The 1244-nt window shown below is 47.5% G+C and carries 1 pseudogene; it reads right to left on the bottom strand.

What is annotated here, in order from left to right:
* A pseudogene (locus HMPREF2764_RS10250) lies at positions 1 to 1244 on the bottom strand (YSIRK signal domain/LPXTG anchor domain surface protein); the annotation flags it as partial.

Below are 1244 nucleotides of genomic sequence, written 5' to 3'. Positions count from 1 at the left end.
ATCGATTGGAACCAGTGGATCTCCACCTTGGAAGCTTGGAGTACCAGTTTGTGGAAGCCCTTGAGGACCTGTACTTGTTGCACCGGTTCCAGTTGGAGTCACCTTAGTAAACTCTGGGCTGTATGTCGCAGTAACTGGGGTGCCATTCTTATCTACGCGTTTGACTGTGACTGGATCTGGGTTTCCAACAAACTGTTTGTCTGGCGTGAAAGTTACAGTTCCGTCTGGTGCAATCGTGTAAGTTCCTTGGCCTGGAATAGATTTCTCTTTGCTTCCATCTTCGAATGTTGGCTCTACTGTTTCATCAATTGGAACCAGTGGATCGCCACCTTGGAAAGTTGGAGTACCTGTTTGTGGAAGTCCTTGAGGACCTGTACTTGTTGCGCCAGTTCCTGTTGGGGTCACTTTCGTAAACTCTGGACTGTAGGTCGCAGTAACTGGAGTGCCATTCTTATCCACACGTTTGACTGTTACTGGATCTGGGTTTCCAACAAACTGTTTGTCTGGCGTGAAAGTTACAGTTCCATCTGGTGCAATCGTGTAAGTTCCTTGACCTGGAATAGATTTCTCTTTGCTTCCATCTGCGAAAGTTGGCTCTACTGTTTCATCGATTGGAACCAGTGGATCTCCACCTTGGAAGGTTGGAGTACCAGTTTGTGGAACACCCTGAGGGCCTGTGCTCGTTGCGTTAGTGCTGGTTGGAACTACTTCTTTTACCACCGCTTGGTACTTAACGGTAACAGGGGTGCCGTTGGCATCTACACGAGTCAATTCAAGCTCTGGTGTTTCACCTTTGAACTGCTTATCTGGAGTGAAGGTCACCTTGCCGTCTGCGTCCACTTCGAACTTACCAACATTTGGCACTTTCTTCACAGCTGCGCCATTGTCAAATAGTGGAGTCGAATCAGCTGGGAATGGAACTAAGTCATGACCTGGGGTGAAAGTCACTTTACCTTCTTGAACCTGACCTTGAAGGCCTTCTGTCTTATCACCAGTACCAGTTGGTGTTACTTTCGTAAACTCTGGACTGTAGGTTGCAGTGACTGGGGTGCCATTCTTGTCTACGCGTTTGACTGTTACTGGATCTGGGTTTCCAACAAACTGTTTGTCTGGCGTGAAAGTTACAGTTCCATCTGGTGCAATCGTGTAGGTTCCTTGACCTGGAATCACTTTTTTAGTTGTTCCATCTTCGAAGGTCATTGGTTTCGTGTCATCGATTGGAACCAGTGGATCTCCACCTTGGA

Source organism: Streptococcus sp. HMSC073F11, from assembly GCF_001810785.1.
Taxonomy (GTDB): domain Bacteria; phylum Bacillota; class Bacilli; order Lactobacillales; family Streptococcaceae; genus Streptococcus.
This window is presented reverse-complemented; position numbering and strand designations above follow the sequence as displayed.